Raw genomic sequence first — 17,087 nt, 5'->3', positions numbered from 1 at the left:
GTTAAATATATATACTTGCTATATTTATCTATGCTGTCAGCAGGCTACATGTCTATGGATGTATGTGGTAATGGAGTTTATATCTCTGCTGAATTTTTTGTTCGAGGTGGCGTTCATTACCTTTTCATTATCCCTTTGTGTCGGATTAATAAAATGGAATATATTATTTTTTTTGCCTCAGCATTTTTGTTTTTATTCTTATTCAGAAAGGCTGCGAAAAAATTTAATTTGGTAGACCGTCCTAATGAACGTAAGCTCCACCAAGGTGCTATTCCGTTGGTCGGAGGTATTTCAATTTACTGTACGCTGATGTTGGCATTATGGATTAAACCTGATATATTGGTTAATTCTGATATTTATGTATTGTGTGCATCTGTGTTGGTATTGACGGGGGCAATCGATGATAAATATGATGTTGACTACCGCATCCGCTTGGTTATTCAGATCTTGATTTCTTGCACTATGATTTTTGGTGCTGGGTTATCGTTAAAAAGTTTGGGGGGATTAGCTTTTGGTCACGAGGTTGTTTTGGGGCCTCTTGGCTATATTTTCACTGTATTTGCTGTATTGGGCGCGATCAATGCGTTTAATATGGTAGATGGGATTGATGGCCTACTTGGTGGGTTGACCCTTGCTACGTTTGGTGGTTTAGCCTATCTCAATTATATTGACCAGCAATTATTATTAGCACGTTTTTGTTTGCTGATGATGATTGTTGTTATTCCCTATATCATTCTTAATCTTGGTTTCCCCTTTGATGTTCGTCGCAAGGTCTTTATGGGGGATGCAGGAAGTATGTTAATCGGCTTTACTGTGATATGGGTCTTGTTGCAAGGTACTCAGGGCCCAAAAGCCCAGATGTATCCTGTTACCGCGCTGTGGCTTATTGCTATACCCTTGATGGATATGGTTACCATTATGGTTCGTCGTGTTCGTAAGGGGCACTCACCCTTTAAACCAGATCGTGAGCATCTTCACCATATATGTATGAAGGCCGGGTTGTCCTCTCGTCAAACCCTCTTGTTCATCTGTCTGTTAGCGGTATTGCTTGCTGCTGTCGGGATAATTATTGAGGCAATGAATATTCCTGAAATAATTAGTTTGTTATTATTTATGGTGGTTTTCTTTCTGTATTTCTCAGGGCTGAATGCCATCTGGCGTATATTGGCGTGGTTGCGCAAACGTGGAATAGTTTCATCCCATGAGGCCACTTAACCTGTTTTTTTATGGGGCGAGTGGTCAACTTGGTCAAGGATTTGAAAAAATATTCACCTCGCACCAACAGCGATACAAAGTGACACCTATGCGTGTTGTTTTGGCTGAGACGCGTATCTCTCAGGCATCACATCTACCCCCTGACGTCATCCTTAACGCCGCCGCATACACGGATGTGACAGGGGCCGAGCTTGCCCCTGCGCAGGCGATGCGGGTCAATTGTGATGGGGTCGCACAGCTGGCTGTATTGGCTAAGCAGCATGATGCCTTGCTAGTGCATTTCTCGACGGACTACGTCTTTGATGGCTCTGGCAATTGCCCTTGGCGAGAATCCGATCTCCCGGCCCCTTTAAATGCCTATGGTCAGAGTAAATGGGCGGGGGAGCAGGCGCTCATCGCCAGTGGTTGCCGTTATCTGATCATTCGCACCAGCTGGCTACATAGCTCATGGCGCGATAATTTCCTCAAGACCATGCTGCGGCTTGCGCAACATCATGATGAGTTGTCTGTGGTGTGCGATCAAGTCGGAGCCCCCACCTCGGCAATGATGTTGGCAGAGGTTACTGTGGCAGCCATCGACAGGATCTTGGACGAGCCGGAACTGATGGGCCTCTATCATGTGGCGGCATCAGGTGCCGTCTGTTGGCTCGATTATGCCCGCTTCATTTTTAGTGAGGCATACAGGTTGGGGCTGATAGATAAAGTGCCACGGCTCAAGCCCATCACTAGTGTGGATTATGGCGGTGTGGTCAATCGCCCCCTTAATTCTCGGCTAGATACGCAGCTGTTTTCACAGCGTTTTGGCGTGCACTTGCCAGATTGGCGAGTGGGGGTTAGCACAACGTTGCAGGCATTATGTGAGGAACAGCCATGATGCCTTTTTTGTATAACAAGGTCTCTCGCAAAGGAGTTATTTTAGTGGGGGGAACTGCGACACGTCTTTATCCCACCACGCTGGCCGTGAGCAAAAAGTTGTTCCCTGTCTATGACAAGCCGATGATCTATTACTCCTTGTCAGTGCTGATATTGGCTCGGATCCGCGAGGTCCTAGTCATTTGTACGCCCGCCGATCTCCACCGTTTTCGCCAGTTGTTTGGGGATGTAAGTCAATGGTGGTTAATGTTCTCTTATGCCGAGCCTTTTCTCGCGGAGGAGCCGGTCTGTTTGATCCTGAGTGACAATCTGCTTTATGGTGCCGTATTGCCTATGCAGTTACGTCAGGCGATGACGGATGAGCAGAGCAAGGCCTTGGCGATCATCGAGACGCCTGCCCAGCCGGCCAGCCATTATGCGGTGACTGACCTCTATTTCTTTGATGCGAATGTCGTTGAATTTGCCAAGCAACTAACCCCTTCAGCCCGGAGCGAGCTGGAGATAACCGATATCAACCATTGTTATTGTGCGCAGGGGCAACTGCAAGTGGCCTTTTTAGGCCAGGATTGTGTGTGGTTGGATACCGGCACGCCGGGTAGTTTGCAAGAGGCTGGGCAGTTTATTCAGACCCTAGAAAAATGGCAGGGGCTAAAATTGGCCATTACCTGGCGTCAGGTCTGGCTTCATGATGAGCAATTGTACGGGCTGGCTCAGATGTTGGCAAAAAGTGATTATGGACAATATTTTCTGCGCTTGCGGATCCCTCGCGTTGCTATAACTAATGTCAACCAATCCTCCTTAGGTGAATTGTAATGACAGGAGTCTGCCCATGAAATTTCGCCCTACTGCACTGGCAGAGGTGATGATATTGATGCCAGAAACATGGTTTGATCAGCGCGGTTATTTTCGTGAGTGTTTTCGTCAAGCCGAGTTTGAACATCATTGCGGCCACTATCATTTTGTCCAGGACAATATGAGCCATTCACTGGGCGGCACCTTACGCGGCCTGCATTATCAACGGACTCATCCCCAAGGGAAATTGGTGCAGGCACTCAATGGTTGTATCTTTGATGTAGCAGTGGATGTGCGTCCGACCTCGCCAACCTATGGTCATTGGGTGGGTCATATTCTGGATGCCGCCTCGGGCGAACTTATGTGGATACCTCCCGGGTTTGCCCATGGTTTTTATGTGCTCAGTGATAGTGCGGATGTTTTTTATAAATGTACAGATTATTATCTGCCGGGTGATGAAACGGTTATTCGATGGGATAGCGTACATTTGGCGATAACATGGCCGTTATCTGATAAATTTCCCTTGCTGCTGTCTGATAAGGATCGCCTGGCACCCGATTGCATCGATATGCCTTAGTGCTATCTACTATTATCAGCCATTTTAATTTGGATATTCGAGAGAGAAAAATGAGCGAGAAAACGCCAGTTACTCCTAATTACTGGGTACAAGTACCCACATCAGATGAGATAGATCTGCGAGAGTTGCTGCTAGTGCTGTGGCGTCAAAAAGTATTGATATTGTTGGTAACCGGTGTGTTTGCTGTTTTGGGTATTGTTTACGCCATGACTGCGCGTCAGGTATGGACCAGTCAGGCTGTTATTTCTGAACCGTCCGTGTCCCAAGTTGCGGCCTTACAGCTAGCTGTCGATAAATTGCAAGCAATTATGTCCAGCAATAGTAACGGAGCTTTTTTGACGACACCTGATTTTTCCTCGCTTGAGCGACCCGCTATTTTTCAGAGCTTTATCTCGGCCTTTAATAGTATGAATAATAAGCGGGATTTTTTGACGCGAGAAGGTGTCTATGCAGCAGAAATGGAGAGATTTGAGATCTCTGATAAGCGCGATGGACATGCGCTAATGAGAAAGTTAGCTGAGTCTGTATCAGCCAAGATTCAGGATAAAACGAGTCAAGAGATGACGTTGAGTTTTTCTGCTGAAACGCCGGAGCTTGCTCTGCAGCGACTAGAAAAGTATATAGAATTTGTTCAACAGCAGCAACTCAAACGCAAAAATGCAGAGTTACAATCCATATGGCAAAACAGAATAAAAACGCTGACTGCACAATATGACAGTGTCAAAGCTGATACATTACTAAAAAGGCAGGAAGAACTTCAGCGGGTTGGATATAGTTTGCGTATCAGTAAGGCGGCTGGTGTAGATGTGCCTCTTGAGCGGCTTGATAGTCAAGAGGTTTTCAATATTCAATTAGGGGCGAAAGGCCTGGCTGAAAAATTGAAAATATTGAATGAGATTAAAGATCCTGAACTTCTTAATCCTGAATTAGGAAAAATTCGTTTGCAATTAAGTAGTTTAAAAGCGTTGAAATTTGAAAATGCTGACTTTCAGTCTTTTAATATGATCGATTCACCGGAAGAACCGTTTACCCGTGACAAGCCCAAACGCCCGCTAATTGTTATATTGGCTACCCTGCTGGGGGGCATGTTGGGGGGGGCGATTGTGCTGGTACGGCATGCCTTTCGTCGATCAGAAGGATCATAATGCTTTTGTTTGTGCATAGCGTTTAATGCTATTCACTTGGATATGACTTCGTTAGTGCTTAGTGCTAACATGCAGCCGTTTTTGCTCATGGTTATCATGGTGTTTATTTTTATGGGTATTGGGTGGAATAACTAAAATGAAACAAAAGGGATTGCTTCTCTCACTGGCATTGATGGGCTTGCCACTTATGGCTGCACCACAAATCACGCCTGAGATGATGGCGAAATTTAAACAATTATCTCCTGCCCAGCAGCAAGCACTGGCTGCTCAGTATGGTATCGATCCATCCCAGTTGGGAGTAAGTAACAACCAAAGCAGTGTTACCCCAGTCAATACTGCGCCTGTGGCTGCTCCACGTGAAGTGGATTACAGCCAAGAGTCTCAGCGGCCTTTGGTCGCTGGTGTGGCGCAAGAGGGAGCATTACAGCCGTTTGGTTATAGCGTTTTTGCCGGGGAACCTCTGACAGATGCGCCCGTGGTGGATATGCCGGTTGCAGACGATTATGTGATGGGCCCGGGTGACGAAATCCGGGTTCAGCTCTATGGCAAGGAGAATGCGAGTTATAGCTTGGCTATTGGCCGTGAGGGATTTATCGATTTCCCTTCCCTTGGCCCTATTGCCGCCAGTGGCCAGACTTTCCAGCAACTCCGCAGTGAACTGGAAAACCGGGTTAAAGAGCAAAAAATTGGTGTAGAAGCGTTTATCAGTTTTGGTGCTCTGCGTACCATGCAAGTTTTTGTGATGGGCGATGCCTATCGCCCCGGCGCCTATAACGTCAATGGTATGGCTACCGTGACCCAGGTTCTGCAGGCTGCGGGTGGTATCGATACGGTAGGGTCGCTGCGCAAGATCCAGGTCAAGCGTGCAGGGCAAAAAGTGATCGATGTCGACCTCTACAAAATGTTGGTTTGGGGCGACACCAGTCAGGATATCCGTCTGCGTTCGGGTGATACTGTGTTTATCCCTGCCAAAGGCAGTGAAGTGAGTATTGATGGTTTGGTTAAACGCCCTGCGATTTATGAATTGAGTGGCCCTGCTGCTTTAGTTAATGTGCTTGGGTTGGCTGGCGGCATAAAGGCCGCTGCACTCAAAGAGGTTTCGGTGACCCGTTATGGTGAAACCGGGATGCGGGTATTTAACCTGAACTTGTCAAGTCAGCATGATCGTCAGTTTGTTGTGCGTGATGGTGACAAGGTCACGGTCAAGCCGAGTAGCACTGAATATAGCCAGGCGATTGTGGTAAAAGGTGCCGTGGTTCGTGAAGGCGTCTTCAGCTTCCAGCCGGGAATGCGGATCAGTCGTGTGTTGCAAAGTGCCGACCGCGATCTGACATCGGTCACTGACTTGAATTATGCCCTGGTTGTACGTGAGTTGGATGCCCAACGTAATATCGAGGTGCTGCAATTCAATCTGAGCCGTGTGTTGCAAATGCCGGGTGGGGAAGATGACATCCGTTTGCAGCCGCGGGATCAGGTGCTTATTTTTAGCAATGATGCAACCGACCGGCTGAAGCAGCTGGCAAGCTCTCAAAGCTCTTCGACAAATATCGACAATCAGGCTAACCAACGCATTGAGCAGCAAGCCAATGCGGTAGACGACAGTACAGGTGCCGATGTTAGTCGTGCTCAACTGGCTAAAGAAAATAAGATGACTTTGGCTAGTGTGTCTAACACGACCAAGACTGAGGCGATGGTCGGGGCCTCTCGTCAAGCTTTGCTTGCTCCGGTTATTGAGCGTTTGAAAGCACAAGCAGCACAAGGTAAACCGGTACAGATTGCTGAAGTTCGCGGCGAGGTTAAATATCCGGGGGTCTATCCCTTGACGCCTTATAGTCGAACCCATGATTTGATCATGGCTGCTGGCGGGTTTAACGAACAGGCGAATGTGATTGAGTTATCTCGCGTGAGTGAGCGAGGGAAAGATATTATAATTGAAAATCAACATCTGGATTTGGCAACTGCAAATCGGGTAACCGGTTCGCCGTTGGTGCAATCAAAAGACAGTTTGAACGTATTGCCTCATCCTCAGTGGCGTGAAGAAGCAACTGTACAGGTGTTTGGCGAGGTGAAGTATCCGGGAACCTATACGGTTCGTCGTGGAGAAAGTTTGTATGATTTGATCCAACGTATCGGTGGTATTACCCCCTATGCCAATCCGAATGGTGCTGTCTTTGCCCGTGAAGCGCTGCGTAAACAGGAAGCAGAACGAATCACGTTGCTGCGTGATGAGCTGAAGCAAGAGATCGCGACGATGACACTGCGTCGTCAATCCAGTATCGCTAACTACAACAGCTCGCCTGCAGAGGCAATGACGGTGGTTAATCAGCTGGAAAACAGCAAGGCTGTAGGTCGCATGACCATCGATATGCCGGCGGTTTTGTCTGGAGACAAGCAGGCTGACGTGATGCTGCAAGATGGCGACAAGCTTTATGTGCCTGCGTTACAAAATGTGGTCTCTATTCAGGGGATGGTGCAATTCCCCTCCTCGCACATTTACGACGGTAACCTGAGTGTTAATGATTACTTGAGCCGTGCCGGGGGAACCAAGAAACAGGCTGATACCGACCGTATCTACGTGATAAAGGCAAATGGTAGTGTGATCCTGCCTGGTGATAGCTGGTTTGGAAGTCGCAAAGGCCTGGAGCCGGGGGATACCATCGTGGTACCAGTTGATTCTGATTATCTGGATAACCTGAGTATAATGACCTCTGCAACACAGGTCCTCTATCAACTGGGTGTCGCGTGGAGTGCAATCAAGTAATTGCATCGTTTATTTGGTCACCCATTCAGTCAGGTGGTGAAGGCCACCTGACTCTTCTGAGATCTGGTTTGTTATGGCACAAGTAAAAGAATATCCTCCTTTAACCTTGGCAATGAACGGAGGGAAGGAAGATGAAATCGATTTGCGTGAATTATTCGCGGCGCTTTGGCGTGGTAAGTGGTGGATAGTCGCCAGTACCTTGGTTGGTGCGGTAATAGCTGTCATTTTTGCACTATCACTGCCAAATATTTATCGTTCAGAGGCTTTGCTTGCCTCATCTACGGAGCAGCAAGGAGGTGGACTTGCCGCCATGGCTGCCCAATTTGGCGGTCTTGCTAGCTTGGCAGGTGTAAATCTCAGTGGTGGCGGTGGTCAGGACAAGACGGCTATTGCGGTCGAAATTGGGAAATCCCGCCAATTTTTAAGTCACTTTATCCGCCAACATCAGTTGGAAGTGCCGTTGATGGCTGTTACCAAAGCAGACAAGGCGACCGGTGAATTGGTGATTGATGAAGATGCCTACGATGTCGCCGGCAAAAAGTGGGTGCGTGAAATACCTCCTGGCAAGTCCGTGGAACCAACAGATTGGGAGCTGGTTAAGGCATTTCGTGAACTTGCCAGTATTAATAAGGATGCCAAATCGGGGTTGGTGACGGTGGCGGTGGAGTACTACTCCCCCGAGTCTGCGAAGCAATGGGTTGACTGGTTGGTGGCCGACCTCAATGAGGCCATGAAGCTGCGTGATCAAGTTGATGCGACACGTAACATTGCCTATCTCAAAGCACAGCTTGAGAAAACCCCGGTCGCAGATATGCAGAAGGTGTTTTATCAACTGATAGAGGATCAGACCAAAACCTTGATGTTGACTGAAGTGAATCAAGAGTACGTTTTTAAAACCCTTGATCCTGCCGTGGTTGCCGAGGAAAAAGCAAAACCCAAACGTGCGTTGATCGCCGTATTGGGGACGCTGCTTGGCGGCATGTTAGGCGTTATGATTGTACTGGTACGCTATGCAATCGGTCGTACACCTCGTCATTGATAAGAGGGCTCATCTGAGCGACTCACACTGGCTAATTGCTCTGTTTCAAGATATCCTGTTAGTACTTTAAGTCATGTTTAAATAAGGAAATTTGTAATGAAAAAATCAGCGTTGACTCTGGCTGCTATGTTGGTTCTCTCTTCAAATGCATTTGCAGCTGAAGAAGTTGCAGGTACTGCTGCTGGTTCCACTGGCGTAGCAGGTACTGCCGCTGTAGGTACTACCACTATGGTTGCTGTGGGCGTTGGTGCTGCCGCACTGGCGGCAGTCGTTGTTTCTAATGCGAATGACGACTCCACCAGTACCAGTACCAGCACTACAACTTCCACCACGAAGTAAGTTCTTCTATGTAGCAACAAGGCTGCCATATTGGCGGCCTTATTTTTGTCACTTTGCAATTATTTTCCAATTCCACTGAGTGACCCGTCTATGTTTTCTCTTCGTTTGTTTATACCTTTGGGATTGTTACTCTTGAGTGGCTGTTCCGCCACCAGTACTGATACCTATGCAACGCTCCGCTATGCCCTTTTGGGGGTGGATGATGTGGAGGTCACGACTGAAAAAGTGCGTGAGTTGCCTTATGCCAGTGCCTATCTGCGAGTGGGTGATAACCCACAGGCATTGGTAGTGCTTGCATTTGCAGACCCTGATGGTTCATTGAGCTGGGTGAGTTCGGATAACAAGCTGTTTGTTACCAAATCAGGTCGGCTGTACAAGACGGTGGGTTTGGAAAATGATCTGTATTTAGTGGCATCATCTTGGCCTGATCCATTGCAAAAAATGGCAGATTCACCTGATGATGTTTTGAATCTCGATGCTATGCCTTGGCAGTATAATGCAGAATGGGAAAATGACTATGTGAGTGGATATAAGATGCAGGCTCAGTTTATATCCGCAGTGCCGGAAAAGTTGTTAATCCTTGATAAATCACATGATGTTATGTTGGTTGACGAGTTGGTCAGTTTCGGACTGAGTCAGAACTCTTGGCATAACTACTATTGGTTTGAGCGCAGTACGGGCAGAATCTTAAAAAGCCAGCAGCAATTGGGGCCGGACTTACCGGTGATTGAAATGACAATATTAAAGCCGTACGCATTATGAAAAGATACCTGATGACCGGTCTCATACCATTTTTTGCTTTGGCTCAAGCTGATGTAGACGTGATTTTTGAACGTCATTCTACAGCAAAGATTGAGTTTCACGATAGAGCCAGACTTGCAGACCTGTTATTTAATGTTAAATTGCCTAAGGATATCTATTGGCGTACTGCACAAATAGCCAATGAAAAGACAATCACAGCGTTCCAGACGACTAAAGAGAATTTGCTCAAGGAGCTTAAAGCACTCCAAGTATTTTGGATGCGAGAGGGTGACAAAGGCGCATTGATCCAGTCAACTCAGCAGTTACTACAAGAGCTGGACAAAGTTCCTGTCAGTGGCCGTTTGTCAATCGCATTAGACCCCGCCAAGTCCAGAATTGATCCGAATGGTAATCCACTGTTAAAAGGACAGTACACCCTCTTTGTTGCTTCAAGACCCGACTTTATCTACTTCGTAGGACTGATTAACGGTCGCAGTAAACAGCCTCTTCAATCTGGTGCTAGTTTGGCAAGCTATTGGCAGGATTACCACTTGTTGGCAGGCGCTGCGCAGAATGAAGCATTCCTGATCCAGCCTGACGGATCGATCAGCCGTGTTCCTGTAGCGAATTGGAACAAACTGCATCGTGAACCTATGGCGGGTGCCACGCTCTTTGTCGGTTTTGATCCCCAGCTCCTTCCTGAGCAGTATAGAGATATCAACATTCGTATTGCCAATCTGCTTGCTAATCGAGTACCAGAATGATGTTGCCTAAATTGAAATATATTGCGATCTTTGTTTCAGGGGCTGTTTGTGCTGCAGAGTCTGTTATTGATCCTTATGGTCCCTCACAGGGTGATTTCGGTGGGGTGGGTCTGCTTCAAATGCCTACCGCGCGAATGGCCAAAGAAGGTGAGTTCAGTGCCAACTATGTTGATAATGACCAATATCGTAGATGGTCTATCTCCGCGCAGCCGTTTGATTGGTTTGAAGCGACACTAAGATACACCGATGTAAGAACAAAAAAATATAGTCCGTACGAAGAGTTTAGTGGTGATCAAACCTATAAAGACAAAGGAATGGATTTCAAGTTCCGTCTTTGGCAAGAATCTAACTATCTGCCACAGGTTTCCGTGGGATTTAGAGATTTAATGGGGACCGGTCTCTTTGACAGTGAGTTTGTGACGGCTAGCAAACGCTATGGTTCATTTGATTTTACTATCGGTATCGGCTGGGGAAACATGGCCGAAAGTGGTAATATTAAAAACCCATTTTGTGAGTATAAAGATAGCTGGTGTCAAAGAAATAATAGCTTCTCCGGTAATGGTGGTAAGTTTGAGTTTGATAGCTTGTTTCATGGGCCAGCAGCACTCTTCGGTGGTGTTGAGTATCAAACACCATGGCAACCACTTAGGTTGAAGTTGGAATATGATGGCAATGATTATAGCAAAGAGTTTGCTGGCCATATATCTCAAAATTCACCTTGGAATATAGGGGCTGTGTACCGCGTTTTCGATAATCTGGATAGTCATCTTAGCTGGCAGAGAGGAAACACCTTGATGTGGGGGGTGACTTTTCGGACTAACTTTAATGATATGAAACCAGCTCATATTGACCAGCCGAGACCCATTTATCAGCCTGACCAAGTTCCAGCCATCATGACTGACGTGAAGTGGCAAGCGCTAACCGCTGATTTGAAAGATAATGCTGGTTGGCAAGATACTGAGTTTTACACAACTAGCAATACTGTGACTGTCATCGGTACGCAGAGCAAGTATCGCGATGAGAGTGAGGCGATGAAGAGAGCCTCTCTGTTAGCCGCAAATTATTTGCCTGGTACGGTCGATGAACTGAATGTCGTTGAACGTAAGGCGAATTTCCAGTTACAAGAGACCCGCATCGATCTCCCATCTGTTCGTCGTGCAAATGTGGTACAGGTATTGGGAGACGAACAGCATGAAAAATCGACGGTACAGGCTTCAGGAAAAATTCAGGGGAAACCCATCTATGCCTCTGAGCGCAAAGCTTTTTCATACTCTTTTGATCCAGATCTGACGCAATCATTTGGTGGTGCAGAGTCTTTCTATATGTATCAGTTAGGCATTAATGCCAATGCTGATTGGCGTATAAATGAAAACAACAGCTTGCGGGGTACGCTGTTTGTCAATCTGATGAATAACTACGATGAGTTCAATTATAAAGCCCCTCCTCCAGATGGCGCGGCCTTACCACGAGTTCGGACGTGGATTCGTGAGTATGTAGATTCCTCAGATGTATTACTCAACAACTTGCAGTTAACCCATATGCAACCACTTTCTCAAGATTGGTACGGGCAAGTTTATGGGGGATATTTGGAGATGATGTATGCTGGCGTCGGGAGTGAGGTGCTCTATCGTCCATATGGTAAGACTTGGGCCATTGGCATTGATGCCAACTGGGTGAAACAGCGAGACTGGAACAACACCCTGAAAATGGCTGATTACGATGTGATGACCGGACATGTTACAGCTTATTGGCAGTTACCATTCATGAGTAATGTCACAGCCAAAGTCGCCGTGGGTCAGTATTTGGCTGGTGACAAAGGCGCTACATTCGACTTCTCCAAACGGTTTGATTCGGGTGTTGTCTTGGGGGGATATGCAACATTTACCAATGTCTCTGCAGACGAGTATGGTGAAGGTAGCTTTACTAAAGGAATTTATGTCACGATACCGTTTGATTTGATGCTGCTCAAGCCAACAACTGCGCAAGGAAGCATTGGGTGGGTTCCTTTGACACGAGACGGAGGCCAGATGTTGAGCCGCAAGAATGGTCTTTACGGCTTGACAGAGTTGCAGTAATCGAAAGTTGCATAGGGCCTATCTTTTTTCATCAAACAGGGCGAGCAGTTGTAAATTGCTCGCTCTTTTATTATCTATCCAAGAAATATGGCAATCTGAAGAAATTATGCTAGGAATGCATGATGATTAAAAACATAAATGGTGTGTTTGGCGTACTCTTTATCGCTTATTGGTTGTTCGGTATGCACTTTTTTATGCACAATCCAGGTGGTGCCGGGCTCTATCTGCCCTTTAACGCCTGGGGGTGGTTTTTTGCCAGCCTGGCTATTGGGTTGGGATTATGGCAGGTGACGTTACGCCAGCGTCTGGTCTTTTCTCCATTGCAGGCTGGCTTATGGATAGGGGCACTCTGGCTGCTGCTCCCGGTGCTCTATCCAGGGTTTGCATTCAAGGATTATGCCATTCCCCGATTACTGGGGCTTTTTGCAGGTCTGTTGTTTTTGTTCGGACTCTATCAATGGCGCTTTAATCATTTGCAGCGTGATCGATTGCTCTATCTCATCTTGATTGCGATCGCGATGGAGGCGGTATTGGGACTGGTGCAATTCTATCTTTTAACGCCGGGTAACTGGATTGGCTATGATACCAAAGCCAATCGCCCTTACGGGATCTTTCAACAGCCAAATGTGATGGCGACTTTTATGGCAACCGGTATTGCCCTTGCAGTCTGGTTGGAATTGCGTCGAGAGAGTGGTCGTTTGCTGATGGCATTGCGCTATGGCGTCATTTTATCTGCATCACTGTTGCTGGTTGTTTTGCAATCCCGGGTAGGGCAATTAGGCGGCCTGTTAGCCTTGCTCTTACTGATGCCTCAACTTTATCGACAGCAGCTGCTATGGCGTATATTGGGTCTGGTTATCCTTGCTGTAGCTATTGGCCTGTTATCACAATATTGGCTGGCTGGAGCAAAGCGCGGATTAGAGATCTATCAGTCCGGTGGTATGCGCTCTATTTACTGGCCTTATGCGGCAAAACTGATTGCACAGGCTCCCTTGAGTGGTTGGGGATACGGCAGTTTTGAATCTGTTTTTCTCCATCACTACATGGCGGATAAAGCGCTGAATCCATCTATGGTGCAGATTGAGTACAATCTTGACCACCCCCACAACGAGTTTCTCTATTGGGCTGTTGAGGGGGGCATTGCACCTATGATCGGCATGGTGATCATGGGTGGCGCGTTATTATGGCGTCTGGCGAGTGTCCGTTGGGTAAATGCCATGGGGCTGCTTGCCCTGGTTACCCCGATATTGCTCCATACCCAGACGGAATACCCTCTCTACCATGCAATCGTACTGTGGTGGTTGTTGCTGACGCTAATTTATATCATCGATACCGAAATTGAAGAGACCAGATTGGCGAGCCGTGCTTGCTCATCATGGTGGGATATGGAGTGCCGCCCTTGGTTGTTGCTGCGATTTATGGCGATTGCTATCCCGCTGTTGGTGGTTCCCTTTATGCTCACGGCCATTCACACCGCCTGGGTAGTCACCAAGTATGAAAGAGGCGGGTATAAAGAGCCGACCTTGCTACTTGATATCGTTAATCCCATGGCGTGGTTGACCCGAGTCGAGTTTGATGTGAACTCGGTTCGTCTGATGGTGGGTTTGCAGACAAACAACAAGACCGAACTGGAAGCTTATCTGGAGTGGGGGCAGGCATTCGTACGCCATACACCACGTGCCAACATATACGCCAATATGGTGATAGCACTTAATGCATTGGGTCTTACGGAGGAAGCCAATACGATGCGAGCAGCAGCACTTAAGCTATATCCATCCGAGCCCCTTTTGACTGGGTCGGCTGCAACGGCAGTGATTACCGGGGTTGATCAATCAGGCAAGAATATAACCAAAAATAAATAGTGCTATTTGACTACGTAGAAAGCCAGCCCTTCACAAAGTCTGGCTTTTTTATTGTTTGCCTTCTGGATTACCGGCATCTGAACAGCTTGTTTTCTGGTACATGCATCTACAAAACTGATCATGAAATACATACATTGATTAGTCACGGTGTGATTGCAAGGTTATGATTTATATGTGGTTATCTGTTTTTAATTGATGCTTTTGCATACATTAATAGTCAATTTAGACATACTCCTCGTCATCGGGCAAACGGTGTGGGATCCTGGCTTGCTCATGGCTAAACGGAGAGTCGCAGGCTTGATGTTGAACGTATGCGCTCAAGGCTTATATAGCAGGTCACAGAGGATACTGAACTGGAAATTAATGAGTCTTGAAATACCGACTTTTCTTGTGCACAACATGGTAATCAACCTACAACCTCAAAGATCTGCATTTCAGCTTGTTTGTTATTGATAGTGACGTGCACTCGATCTCAATGGTAAAAATTAAGAAAAAAAGAACGTTAATATAGAAAAACTGTATGTTGTCGAGAATTGTCCATGCTATTCTGAAACGGTTATCCCTGTAACCGACTTTTTTGTGAGGAAATAATGAACGAGTTTCTGAAAGTTCTGCTGAACATTCGCAGTCTGCGCGCCGCTATTCGTGAGCTGCCGTTTGAGCAACTGCTGGAAGCTAAAGAGAAGTTTGACCTGGTTTATCAAGAGCGCGCTGCTTCTGTTGAACAGGACCGAGCTGAACAGGAAGAGCGTCAGCGCAAGCTGAATGAATTTACCGAAATGCTGCAGCAGGCGGGTATTGATCCTCGCGAGCTGCTGGCTAGCGCTGCTGCCCCCGCTGCTTCTGCTGGTGCTGCCAAGAGCAAGCGTGCTCCGCGTCCGGCTAAATATCAGTATGAAGAAGACGGTCAAATGAAAACTTGGACCGGTCAAGGCCGTATGCCGAAAGCCATTGCGGCTCAAGTAGCGCTGGGTAAAGACCTGAACGATTTCCTGATCTAATTCGTCAGGTTTAGAAATCGAATAATGCCGCTCAAGGGCGGCATTATTTTTTGCCGTTTTGCTCGCGTTATCCAATCCTCTCCGCTGTTACCTACATCCTCGCTTGTATCCTTTTTGCTGTTGCTTAGCCTCACTGTTGCTTTACTCAATATCACTCACTATTTGCGATTAATTCTGCCGTGCTGAGCTCCGGTGCGATAACGCTATTTGTACACGCAGTGCAGATACGATCTCCGGATATGTTTCTCGCGATTCACTGGCGTCGTCCAGCAAGACAAGCCCTCTGCTGATGGAATATCCGGTAACCGTTATCTCTGCAGGAGGCTTTGCGCATCAAGACTGCTGCAAGGGATCGCCGGGATATTTAGGATGGTCGACGTACGGAATTGGCTGCGCTGCCATGATTGCCCCTTGATGGTTGGCAATGGCTATCGGCTGCAGTGTGGGAGAGGGAATTCTGTATGGTCTATGGCGATGGCATACCCCACTCTGCTGGCAGAGTGGGGTATTGCTGGGTGAGCAATAGTCGAGTGAAGCGTTATCGGGGTGTCACGTTATCGCTGCCACCCAGGGCGCGATAGATTTTGGCGGTGGTGGTGAGCTGCTCTTTTTGCTGTGCCAGCAGGCTCTGCTGGGCTTCCCACAGCCGGTTTTGCTCATCAAGCCAGGCCTGCACGCCGGTTGCTCCTGCCTGGAAGCGAGCCTTGGCCAGCCGCTCGGCCTCCTGGGCATAACTCAGCTGCTCCTGCAGATAATCGAGTCGCTGCTGGCCATAGTGGCGGGCGGCCAGATTGTCTTCCACCTCCACCAGTGCGGTGTAGAGCTGTTTGCGAAACTCGGTTTCGGCGATCTGGTAATCCAGCTCGGAGCTTTCGATGGCGAGCTGGGTGCGGTTGTATTCGAGGAAGGGGAGGGCAAGGCTGGCTCCTAGCGTACCAACCGGATTTTGCAGCACTTGCGCCAGTCTATCGGATGCGGTGCTGGCACTGCCGGTCAGGGTTAGGCTGGGGTAGAAGCTGGTGCGGATCTCATCCCCTTTAGCCAGCGTCTTGCGCAGCCGTAATTCGGCCGCTTTGACGTCGGGGCGGCGGGCCAGCACATCGGCCGGGATACCCACCGCAAGTTCAGGAATTGTCTGGCTTGCAAGGGAAGCGGGTGCATACTCCAGCGGCCCGCTGCTGCGGCCCAGCAGCAGACGCAGGGCATTGCGGGCCTGCTCCTGCTGCGCCTTGAGGGAGGCCAGATCGGCCTGTTTGCCTGCCAGCTGTTGGCGTGCCTGCGCCAGATCGAGCCGGGTGATGGCGCCAGCCTGGTATTTGGTCTGGGTCAGCTGCTCGGTTCGCGCCAAGTTGGCCAGCTGTTGCTCACCGAGGGTTATGGCGGAGCCGAGATAGCCGAGCTGCCAATACTGCTCCAGGGTATTGCCGATCAGCAGCAGTCGGGTGCTGGCGAGATCCTGCTCGCTTGCCGCCGCCTCCCAGCTTGCCTGATCCCGCACCGAGGCAAGCTTGCCCCACAAATCCACTTCGTAACTGAGGCTCAGCGAGGGGCCCAGACTGTTGGTGCCTTTGCCGGTTTTCAGATCCTTGTTGCCACTGGCTGCGATAGTGCCATTGACCGAGGGGGTGAGGTTGGTATCGGCCTGCTCGGCGCCCAGTCGGGCGCTTTTGAGCTTGAGGGCCGCCACACGCATGTCCGGGTTGGCGGCCAGCACCGCCTCGACCAATTTGTCGAGCTGGGGATCATGAAATTCCCGCCACCAGGGGCCTGCCTGCGCAGCCAGTTGGGCGCCCTCTGCTTGTTGCCATGTGGGGGCGATCGCCAGCTCGGGTCTTTGATAGGTGCTGTGCTGACTGCAGCCGCTGAGGGCCATGCAGAGAGCCAGCCAGGAGAGTTTGTGCAT

At 48.4% G+C, this 17,087-nt stretch carries 14 protein-coding genes; 13 read left to right on the top strand and 1 reads right to left on the bottom strand.

Annotated features, from left to right (window positions below):
* Positions 1-48: 48 nt before the first annotated feature.
* From wecA to BN4575_RS00130, 13 genes are all read left to right on the top strand, one after another.
* Positions 49-1,215 (top strand): UDP-N-acetylglucosamine--undecaprenyl-phosphate N-acetylglucosaminephosphotransferase, encoded by a 1,167-nt coding sequence (gene wecA / locus BN4575_RS00185; RefSeq protein ID WP_256028852.1) that lies wholly within the window; start codon positions 49-51, stop codon positions 1,213-1,215.
* Entirely contained in the window at positions 1,202-2,089 is an 888-nt protein-coding gene (gene rfbD, locus BN4575_RS00180; RefSeq protein ID WP_083220967.1) for a dTDP-4-dehydrorhamnose reductase, read from the top strand. Before wecA ends, rfbD begins: the two co-directional genes overlap by 14 nt.
* Complete coding sequence (locus tag BN4575_RS00175) at positions 2,086-2,901, top strand: sugar nucleotidyltransferase (RefSeq protein ID WP_083220966.1); 816 nt, start codon at positions 2,086-2,088, stop codon at positions 2,899-2,901. The genes rfbD and BN4575_RS00175 overlap by 4 nt, the downstream gene beginning before the upstream one ends.
* Before the next feature lie 16 nt (positions 2,902-2,917).
* Positions 2,918-3,457 carry a dTDP-4-dehydrorhamnose 3,5-epimerase gene (gene rfbC, locus BN4575_RS21075; RefSeq protein ID WP_083220965.1) on the top strand — a complete coding sequence of 180 codons (540 nt, stop codon included), beginning with the start codon at positions 2,918-2,920 and terminating at the stop codon, positions 3,455-3,457.
* Positions 3,458-3,507: 50 nt separating this feature from the next.
* A complete protein-coding gene (locus tag BN4575_RS00165; protein ID WP_068976658.1) occupies positions 3,508-4,602 on the top strand; it encodes an LPS O-antigen chain length determinant protein WzzB in 1,095 nt (364 codons plus the stop codon).
* A gap of 136 nt (positions 4,603-4,738) precedes the next feature.
* Positions 4,739-7,363 carry an SLBB domain-containing protein gene (locus BN4575_RS00160; protein ID WP_068976657.1) on the top strand — a complete coding sequence of 875 codons (2,625 nt, stop codon included), beginning with the start codon at positions 4,739-4,741 and terminating at the stop codon, positions 7,361-7,363.
* A gap of 73 nt (positions 7,364-7,436) precedes the next feature.
* Positions 7,437-8,402 carry a Wzz/FepE/Etk N-terminal domain-containing protein gene (locus BN4575_RS00155; RefSeq protein ID WP_068976656.1) on the top strand — a complete coding sequence of 322 codons (966 nt, stop codon included), beginning with the start codon at positions 7,437-7,439 and terminating at the stop codon, positions 8,400-8,402.
* 96 nt (positions 8,403-8,498) lie between these two features.
* Positions 8,499-8,741: a hypothetical protein gene (locus BN4575_RS21070; protein WP_083220964.1), complete on the top strand. Its 243-nt coding sequence runs from the start codon at positions 8,499-8,501 to the stop codon at positions 8,739-8,741.
* A 90-nt stretch (positions 8,742-8,831) separates the two neighbouring features.
* Positions 8,832-9,503, top strand: a complete 672-nt coding sequence (locus tag BN4575_RS00150) for a YjbF family lipoprotein (protein WP_068976655.1) — start codon at positions 8,832-8,834, stop codon at positions 9,501-9,503.
* An 11-nt stretch (positions 9,504-9,514) separates the two neighbouring features.
* Positions 9,515-10,246, top strand: coding sequence for a capsule biosynthesis GfcC family protein (locus tag BN4575_RS00145; RefSeq protein WP_176716403.1), 732 nt, complete (start codon positions 9,515-9,517; stop codon positions 10,244-10,246).
* The gene (locus tag BN4575_RS00140) at positions 10,243-12,321 is read left to right on the top strand and encodes a YjbH domain-containing protein (protein WP_068976653.1); all 2,079 of its coding nucleotides are present in this window, start codon (positions 10,243-10,245) and stop codon (positions 12,319-12,321) included. Before BN4575_RS00145 ends, BN4575_RS00140 begins: the two co-directional genes overlap by 4 nt.
* Before the next feature lie 122 nt (positions 12,322-12,443).
* Positions 12,444-14,183, top strand: a complete 1,740-nt coding sequence (locus BN4575_RS00135; RefSeq protein WP_068976652.1) for a PglL family O-oligosaccharyltransferase — start codon at positions 12,444-12,446, stop codon at positions 14,181-14,183.
* Between the two features lie 590 nt (positions 14,184-14,773).
* The gene (locus BN4575_RS00130; RefSeq protein ID WP_042018649.1) at positions 14,774-15,184 is read left to right on the top strand and encodes an H-NS family histone-like protein; all 411 of its coding nucleotides are present in this window, start codon (positions 14,774-14,776) and stop codon (positions 15,182-15,184) included.
* A 538-nt stretch (positions 15,185-15,722) separates the two neighbouring features.
* On the opposite strand, the gene BN4575_RS00125 is transcribed toward BN4575_RS00130, so the two are convergent.
* Positions 15,723-17,087, bottom strand: coding sequence for an efflux transporter outer membrane subunit (locus BN4575_RS00125; RefSeq protein ID WP_068976651.1), 1,365 nt, complete (start codon positions 17,085-17,087; stop codon positions 15,723-15,725).

This window comes from Aeromonas sp. EERV15 (genome assembly GCF_900079845.1).
In the GTDB taxonomy this organism is placed as follows: domain Bacteria; phylum Pseudomonadota; class Gammaproteobacteria; order Enterobacterales; family Aeromonadaceae; genus Aeromonas; species Aeromonas sobria.
This window is presented reverse-complemented; position numbering and strand designations above follow the sequence as displayed.

Bases quoted from the DNA above. Each gene is read 5' to 3' on its own strand.
- wecA (WP_256028852.1), top strand. From the start codon at position 49: ATGTCTATGGATGTATGTGGTAATGGAGTTTATATCTCTGCTGAATTT.
- rfbD (WP_083220967.1), top strand. From the start codon at position 1,202: ATGAGGCCACTTAACCTGTTTTTTTATGGGGCGAGTGGTCAACTTGGT.
- BN4575_RS00175 (WP_083220966.1), top strand. From the start codon at position 2,086: ATGATGCCTTTTTTGTATAACAAGGTCTCTCGCAAAGGAGTTATTTTA.
- rfbC (WP_083220965.1), top strand. From the start codon at position 2,918: ATGAAATTTCGCCCTACTGCACTGGCAGAGGTGATGATATTGATGCCA.
- BN4575_RS00165 (WP_068976658.1), top strand. From the start codon at position 3,508: ATGAGCGAGAAAACGCCAGTTACTCCTAATTACTGGGTACAAGTACCC.
- BN4575_RS00160 (WP_068976657.1), top strand. From the start codon at position 4,739: ATGAAACAAAAGGGATTGCTTCTCTCACTGGCATTGATGGGCTTGCCA.
- BN4575_RS00155 (WP_068976656.1), top strand. From the start codon at position 7,437: ATGGCACAAGTAAAAGAATATCCTCCTTTAACCTTGGCAATGAACGGA.
- BN4575_RS21070 (WP_083220964.1), top strand. From the start codon at position 8,499: ATGAAAAAATCAGCGTTGACTCTGGCTGCTATGTTGGTTCTCTCTTCA.
- BN4575_RS00150 (WP_068976655.1), top strand. From the start codon at position 8,832: ATGTTTTCTCTTCGTTTGTTTATACCTTTGGGATTGTTACTCTTGAGT.
- BN4575_RS00145 (WP_176716403.1), top strand. From the start codon at position 9,515: ATGACCGGTCTCATACCATTTTTTGCTTTGGCTCAAGCTGATGTAGAC.
- BN4575_RS00140 (WP_068976653.1), top strand. From the start codon at position 10,243: ATGATGTTGCCTAAATTGAAATATATTGCGATCTTTGTTTCAGGGGCT.
- BN4575_RS00135 (WP_068976652.1), top strand. From the start codon at position 12,444: ATGATTAAAAACATAAATGGTGTGTTTGGCGTACTCTTTATCGCTTAT.
- BN4575_RS00130 (WP_042018649.1), top strand. From the start codon at position 14,774: ATGAACGAGTTTCTGAAAGTTCTGCTGAACATTCGCAGTCTGCGCGCC.
- BN4575_RS00125 (WP_068976651.1), bottom strand. From the start codon at position 17,087: ATGCACAAACTCTCCTGGCTGGCTCTCTGCATGGCCCTCAGCGGCTGC.